6 protein-coding genes are annotated in these 6,174 nt (G+C 57.1%); all 6 read right to left on the bottom strand.

The window, feature by feature from the left end:
• Positions 1–46: 46 nt before the first annotated feature.
• Positions 47–745 carry a zinc metallopeptidase gene (locus WMO24_RS03235; RefSeq protein ID WP_349214901.1) on the bottom strand — a complete coding sequence of 233 codons (699 nt, stop codon included), beginning with the start codon at positions 743–745 and terminating at the stop codon, positions 47–49.
• Positions 746–913: 168 nt separating this feature from the next.
• Positions 914–2,449: an FGGY-family carbohydrate kinase gene (locus tag WMO24_RS03230; protein ID WP_349214900.1), complete on the bottom strand. Its 1,536-nt coding sequence runs from the start codon at positions 2,447–2,449 to the stop codon at positions 914–916.
• A gap of 27 nt (positions 2,450–2,476) precedes the next feature.
• On the bottom strand, positions 2,477–3,268 hold the full coding sequence (locus WMO24_RS03225; RefSeq protein ID WP_349214899.1) for an HAD family hydrolase: 792 nt from the start codon (positions 3,266–3,268) through the stop codon (positions 2,477–2,479).
• 28 nt (positions 3,269–3,296) lie between these two features.
• The gene (locus WMO24_RS03220) at positions 3,297–3,938 is read right to left on the bottom strand and encodes a class II aldolase/adducin family protein (protein WP_349214898.1); all 642 of its coding nucleotides are present in this window, start codon (positions 3,936–3,938) and stop codon (positions 3,297–3,299) included.
• 8 nt (positions 3,939–3,946) lie between these two features.
• Entirely contained in the window at positions 3,947–4,609 is a 663-nt protein-coding gene (locus WMO24_RS03215) for a ribulose-phosphate 3-epimerase (RefSeq protein ID WP_349214897.1), read from the bottom strand.
• Positions 4,610–4,612: 3 nt separating this feature from the next.
• Positions 4,613–6,133, bottom strand: a complete 1,521-nt coding sequence (locus WMO24_RS03210; RefSeq protein WP_349214896.1) for an FGGY-family carbohydrate kinase — start codon at positions 6,131–6,133, stop codon at positions 4,613–4,615.
• Between the last annotated feature and the right edge of the window lie 41 nt (positions 6,134–6,174).

Raw genomic sequence — 6,174 nt, 5'->3', positions numbered from 1 at the left:
GGCATCCCATCAGGATGCCCGCCCGGTTTTGTTTTTCAGAGAACGCTTAATCCCGCCGGCGGCCGCCGAACAGGAGGATCAGCCGCAGCAAGTTGGCCAGGCTGACGATCAACGCGGCCACATAGGTGAGGGCCGCGGCGCTCAGCACACTGCGCACCCCGTCGTGCTCCTGGGGCGTGACCATCTGGTACGCGTCCAGCGTGGCCAGCGCGCGCCGGCTGGCATTGAACTCCACCGGAAGAGTGATGAGCTGAAACACCGTGACCAGGCTGAACAGCAGAATGCCGAAACTGACCAGCGGCTGCCACCCCAGCACAAAGCCCAGCAACACCAGCGGAATGGAAATGGTGGACCCGATGTTGGTCAGCGGGATGATGGCGTTGCGAATGGTCAGCGGCGCGTAACCTGTGGCGTGCTGCACCGCATGGCCTGTCTCATGGGCAGCCACACCCACAGCGGCCACCGTGCTGCGATAATACACGTCCTGCGACAGACGCACCACCCGCTGGGTGGGGTCGTAGTGGTCGGTGAGGTTGCCGGGCACCGCTTCCACCCGCACATCGGAAAGGCCGTTGGCGTCCAAAATGCGGCGGGCCGCCTGAGCGCCGGTCAGCCCGCTGCACAGCCCCACGGAGCTGTACCGGGCAAAGGTGCTTTTGACGCGCATCTGCGCCCACAAAGCCACCAGCATGGCCGGAATGACCAGCAAAATGTAGTACCGGTCCGGCAGAAAGAAAAAGGGCACGATTCCAAACTCCTTTGCAAAAGCGCTTTTTGCGCCTTCTTTTTTCTATAGTATGCCATGAATTTGTCAAAGAAATGTGGAGAAGAAAAAGACAATACATGAACAATCCCGTTTTTGTAAAAAAAAACCGGCGCCTTTTTCAGGCGCCGGTTTTCGGTTTTGTGAAGCTTACTCCGACAGCTCGTGGGCCAGATCCTTGGTGGCCTCGTACAGGCGGTCGTAGATGCTTTGGAACTTCTTATATTTTTCGTGGTTTTCCATGTTGGGCTCATAGCTCTTGCCCGGTTTGATGAACTTGGTCAGGCTGGCAAAATTCTCAAACCCGTCGTAATGCACACCCAGCGCCGCCATCATGGCGTCGCCAAAGCTGGCGCCCACGGTCACGGCCGGCGTGCTGATGGTCTTGCCGGTGATATCCGCCACGATCTGCATCCAGGCGGGGTTCTTCACGCCGCCGCCCACTGCGAAGATCTGGTCGATGACCACGTTGTCGTGGCTCTCCATCAGCTTGATCTGCTGGTTGACCGAATAGCCCACGGCCTCCAGCGCGCTGCGGTACATATGGGCACGGGTGTGGGCCAGCGTCAGGCCAAACAGCACACCCTTGGCGTCCGGGTCATTGATGGGGGTCCGCTCGCCTGCGAAATAGGGCAGGGTCACCAGACCGTCGGAACCAACGGGCACGTCCTCCACGCCCTGCATCATGGTCTCGTAGGCGTCGGGGCCGCCGGATTTTTCCAAAGCCAGCGCATCGGGGAACACGGTGTCCCGATACCATTTGGTCAGGCTGCCCGCGGCGTTGGTGCCGGCGGAAATATCGCACAGACCGGGCACGATGAACTGCTCGCGCCACAGCCGGTCGTCGTCCACCAGCTCTTTGGTGCCCAGGATCATGTAAATGGAAGAGCCGAACTGAACCATCATTTTGCCCGGTTCCACCACGCCGGTGCTGATGGCCTCAGCGCCGGAGTCATCGGTGCCGGTGATGACGGGCGTTCCCTCGGCCAGGCCGGTCTCGGCGGCGGCCTGCGCGGTGACGTAGCCCGCGATGTCGTTGGCTTCCTTCACCACGGCCAGCTGGTCCGGACGGCAGATGGGCGCGCACAGTTCGGGCACGGGCTGCCAGGTCTCCTGGTCATACAGCGGGTTGAAGCTGGCCAGACCCAGGAACCGGTCCACCACGTACTCACCCGTCAGTTTGGCGGTGATGAAGCTGGACCCGGTCAGGAATTTGTACGCCTTGGCGTAGACCTCCGGCTCCTTGTTTTTGATCCACAGGATCTTGGGCATTACGTCGCTGGAACACAGGGGGCGGCCATACCATTTTTTGATCTGCTCTTCCCCGTACATCTCGGTCAGCTGGGCCATCTCGTCGGTGGCGCGGGCGTCGATGCCGTACAGAATGGCCTTGCGCAGCGGCCGGCACTGCTCATCCACGGGCAGGCAGTCCGCGCCCAGGGCGCTGGCGCCCACGGCCTTCACGTCTTTGGGGTCCACGCCGGATTTCTCCAGCAGCGCCCGGCTGATGGTGCAGAAATCGCCCCACCAGTCCTTGTCGGCGTCATGCTCGAAATGGTTGGGCTTGGGGTTGGTCATGGCGTGCTCGGTGGCATGGGTGGCGATGATGTTGCATTCGCTGTCGATCAGCACGCCCTTGCTGGAGTTGGTGCCGGTATCAATGCCCATGAAATACGCTTTGCTCATAAAAACCCTCTTTTCTGTTTGTTTTCGTCAGGAATGGAGAAGGAACTTCTCCACAATGTCCGCCACGGCGTCGTGGTTGTTGTCGTGGGGCGTCACATAATCTGCGGCGGCCTTCACCTGCGGCAGCGCGTTCTGCACGGCCACGCCCACGCCCGCGTTTTGGATCATTTCCAAGTCGTTGTTGTAGTCGCCCGCGGCAATCACCCGCTGCACGGGCACCTGCAAAAGCTGTGCCAGGCGGGACAGGCCCTGCCATTTGGTGATGCCGCCCGGCATGATGTCCACGCAGCCCGGTTCCGAGTGCACGTGCACCAGAGGCAGCTGCGCCTGGTCGATAAAGCGGCAGATGGGTCCCCGGTCCGCTGTAGCCATGAAGCCTTCAATGCCGGTCAGGGGCAATTCGTCCGGGCTGTGGAACAGCACCGGCGTGACGCCCACTTTTTCCACATAGTCCAGAAGTCCCTGATCCCGCCGGTTCACGGCCCAGTAAAGGCCGCTGACCACGTGCAGGATCCAGTCCTCCTGCAGGCAGCGCTGCGCCAGCGTGCGGGCGGCATCCGCGTCCACCAGCGTGTTGGACAGCACCGCCCCGTCGGCCGTGCGCACCAGCTTGCCGCCGTTGTTCAGCACCAGATAGTCCGCGCAGCGAAAATCTTCGCCCAACGGCAGCATATCCACGTCCCGCCGGCCGGTGGCAAAAGCCACCGCATGCCCGGCGGCCCGGGCGGCGGCCAGCGCCTGTTTTGTCCCTTCGCCCAGGCGGCCCTGATCGTTGCAGGCGGTGCCGTCCAAATCCAAGGCCAATAAACAGAGCTCCATCCTATGCACTCCCTTCCTTGATTTTGGCTCAGGGTTGCCCATAATAGCCACGCTCTGCGCTCTCCTCTGCAATCTGGCGCTCGGATAACTCAGGAATGGAACGCCCAGTACTCATCGCAGCCAGATATGTTTTACTGGCTTCCTCCAAATAAACAGCGGCGGTCAGTGCTTGGTCGATGTTTTTTCCATACGCCATAACACCGTGGTGTTTCAAAATAACCGCCAGAGCATCCCCCGCATATTCCACGGTGGCAATCCCCATGCCCTCATCCGAGCTGGGTGTAAACGGCGCCACCTTTACTGCGGAGTGCACTTCATCAATAATTGTTACTAGGGTTGCCGGCAACTCGTCACATACCAAACTCACTGCTGTGGCATAAGGCTGATGTGTGTGCAGAATAACCTGAATATCCGGACGGTGTGCAAAAACGTACAGAATAGCATCTTTATCGCTGGTGGGGCGCCGAAATCCCTCCACCGTGTTCCCTTGCGCATCAATCAGTACAATATCATCCGTGGTCATAGTGTCATAGCTCATAGCAGAAGGCGTAACCAAAAAATTACCGCATGGCATACGCATGCTTACGTTGCCGCCGCTAAGTACCACAAGGCCGTAGCGCTGCATTTCCCGGGCACAGTCGATTAATTGCTGCTTTTCCTTTTCGTACATACAGATTCCTAAACCTCCTTGTCGGCGTATTCCTGTACCAGCCGACGTATACGATGATAGGCGGCTACTGGGTTCGGTGCCTGGAAAATCGAGCGGCCAATGACAAGTCCGTCCACCCCAGCCGTCACGATTTCTTGTAGATTGGACTCGTTTACGCCGCCATCTATCCAGATTTCAGTTTCCGGGCGCAGAAAGGCTTTCGCCGCACGTACCTTTGCCAGTACTCCGGAACGGAACGGCAGGCCGTCGTAATCCGCTTCGACACTTACAAAGATAACGTAATCAAGCTGGTCAACATAAGGTAACAGTACCTCGGCGGGTGTTTTAAGATTCAGCGCCAACCCACAGTATCGAGCGCCGTTTTTCCGGGCAGCGCTCAGGAACAGGCTAGGGTAGGGCAGCGCTTCCACATGCGCACAAATACGTTTTACACCACACGCACAAAGCGCCTCCACATAGTCGCACGGATTCAAAACTTCCAAATGCGCATCCAGCGGTATATCCGTACGGCCCGCAACCGCCCGCACAATATCCATGCCGAAGCTGATTCCCCTTACAAAATTTCCGTCGTCGATATCCAAGTGCAGATTTTCCAAGCCACGCAGCGCATCAAGCTGTGCGCCCAAGTTCAGTAAATCTCCCGACAAAAGAGAGGGACTGACAGTAAACAACGTTCATTCCTCCTTTTTCGGTGTGTGGAATAAATCCAAAGCCATTAAAGCGCGCTCAAACATTGCGAATTTTTTCGCGTAGTGCCGACTATACTCCGGCCTCGGGCAAAACAGCTCGCCTACCTGTACCATGTGCTCCACGGCATCCTCAAGCGAACCGAATACTCCGCAGGCAACGCCCGCGCCCATGGCTGCCCCCTGCGCACTGAGCTGGCTGCTTTTCAGCGTTTCCACCGGCATCTGCAGTACGTCTGCCATCATTTGCGCCCATACGCGACTTTTCGCAACACCTCCGGATAAGCGTGCAACCCGGTAATCAGATACCGGCCGCTGCAGGCTTTTCACGTGAAACATGGTGCTAAACACTACCCCTTCATAAACCGCTTGCAATATATGATTGCGGTCATGGTAGCTGGTCAGGTTCAAAAATGCCCCTTTTGCATCCGGGTTAGTCGCAGAACTGAACAGATATGGCACAAAAATAATATCATTGTCGAACGGGTCAGTTTTTTCCACCAGAGTATCACATTCCTGATAAAGCTGTTTTCGGGGAACTCCCGGTCTATCCGGCTCGAGAAACTTTTCTACAAACCAGTCAAAATTACTGGCCGAGGTTGGGCTGGAATCCTCCACCAGAAAATACCCTGGCAGGAATGAGAGGGTCACGGTATTGGCATTTTTTTCATAATCCGTATTGACGTTTTTCTTCAGATACTCATTAATAGACCACGTGCCCGCAATCAGGCACAACACGCTGTCGTCCAATACGCCGCTCGCCAACGCGCCGGCATCTATGTCAAAGTAGCCCCCTGCCACAGGTGTGCCCTCGGCCAAGCCGGTAGCGGCTGCCGCCTGCGCGGTGACATACCCGCTAATCGCTGTGCTCTCCAAGCAGGGTGGCATGAGCCGCAGACAGTCCTCAATGCCAAGTGCCTTAAAAATATTCGGATCAAATTGCCGTGTGTGCAAATTCAGCAGGCATCCCGAGGACGCGTCTGTAACCTCACACGCATATTCGCCTGTCAAGCGGAAGCGAATATAATCCTTGATTGAAAGGCAGTGAGCGCTTTTCTCCAGTACACTGGGTTGATGTTCCTTAAACCAGGGTAACAATGCCGCCGGCTGGGCAGACCATATTGTCTGGCACGTCATAGGATAAATCTCCCGCTCTGCACCGTTTTCTGCGAACCGGTCACAGTAGGCAGCTGCTCGATTATCAGTAGAGATAATACAGTTATAGGTAGGCTCCCCATTTTCATCAACCAAACACAGGCCGTTTCCGTACCCGGTCAGTCCCACAGCAAGAATATCCTTTCCGCACGCACCAGCCTTTTCCAGTGCTTCACGGATGACGGCGACGTTGGCTGTCCATACCTCCAGTGTGTTGCGCTCCGTATAGCCGGGTGCAGGAATGGAAATGGGAAGGCGACAGGCCGCAACCGATATTTCACGGCCTTCCAAATCAAACACTGCACACTTGATTTCCGAACCTCCATTATCAATACCCATCAAATAACGACTCATAGGAGTACTCCTTTCAAGTGGGCGTCGGCCATGCCGACGCC

The organism is Ruthenibacterium intestinale (assembly GCF_040096265.1).
In the GTDB taxonomy this organism is placed as follows: Bacteria; Bacillota; Clostridia; order Oscillospirales; family Ruminococcaceae; genus Ruthenibacterium; species Ruthenibacterium komagatae.
The sequence above is the reverse complement of the archived record's forward strand: the minus strand, read 5'-3'. Positions and strand labels throughout refer to the sequence as shown.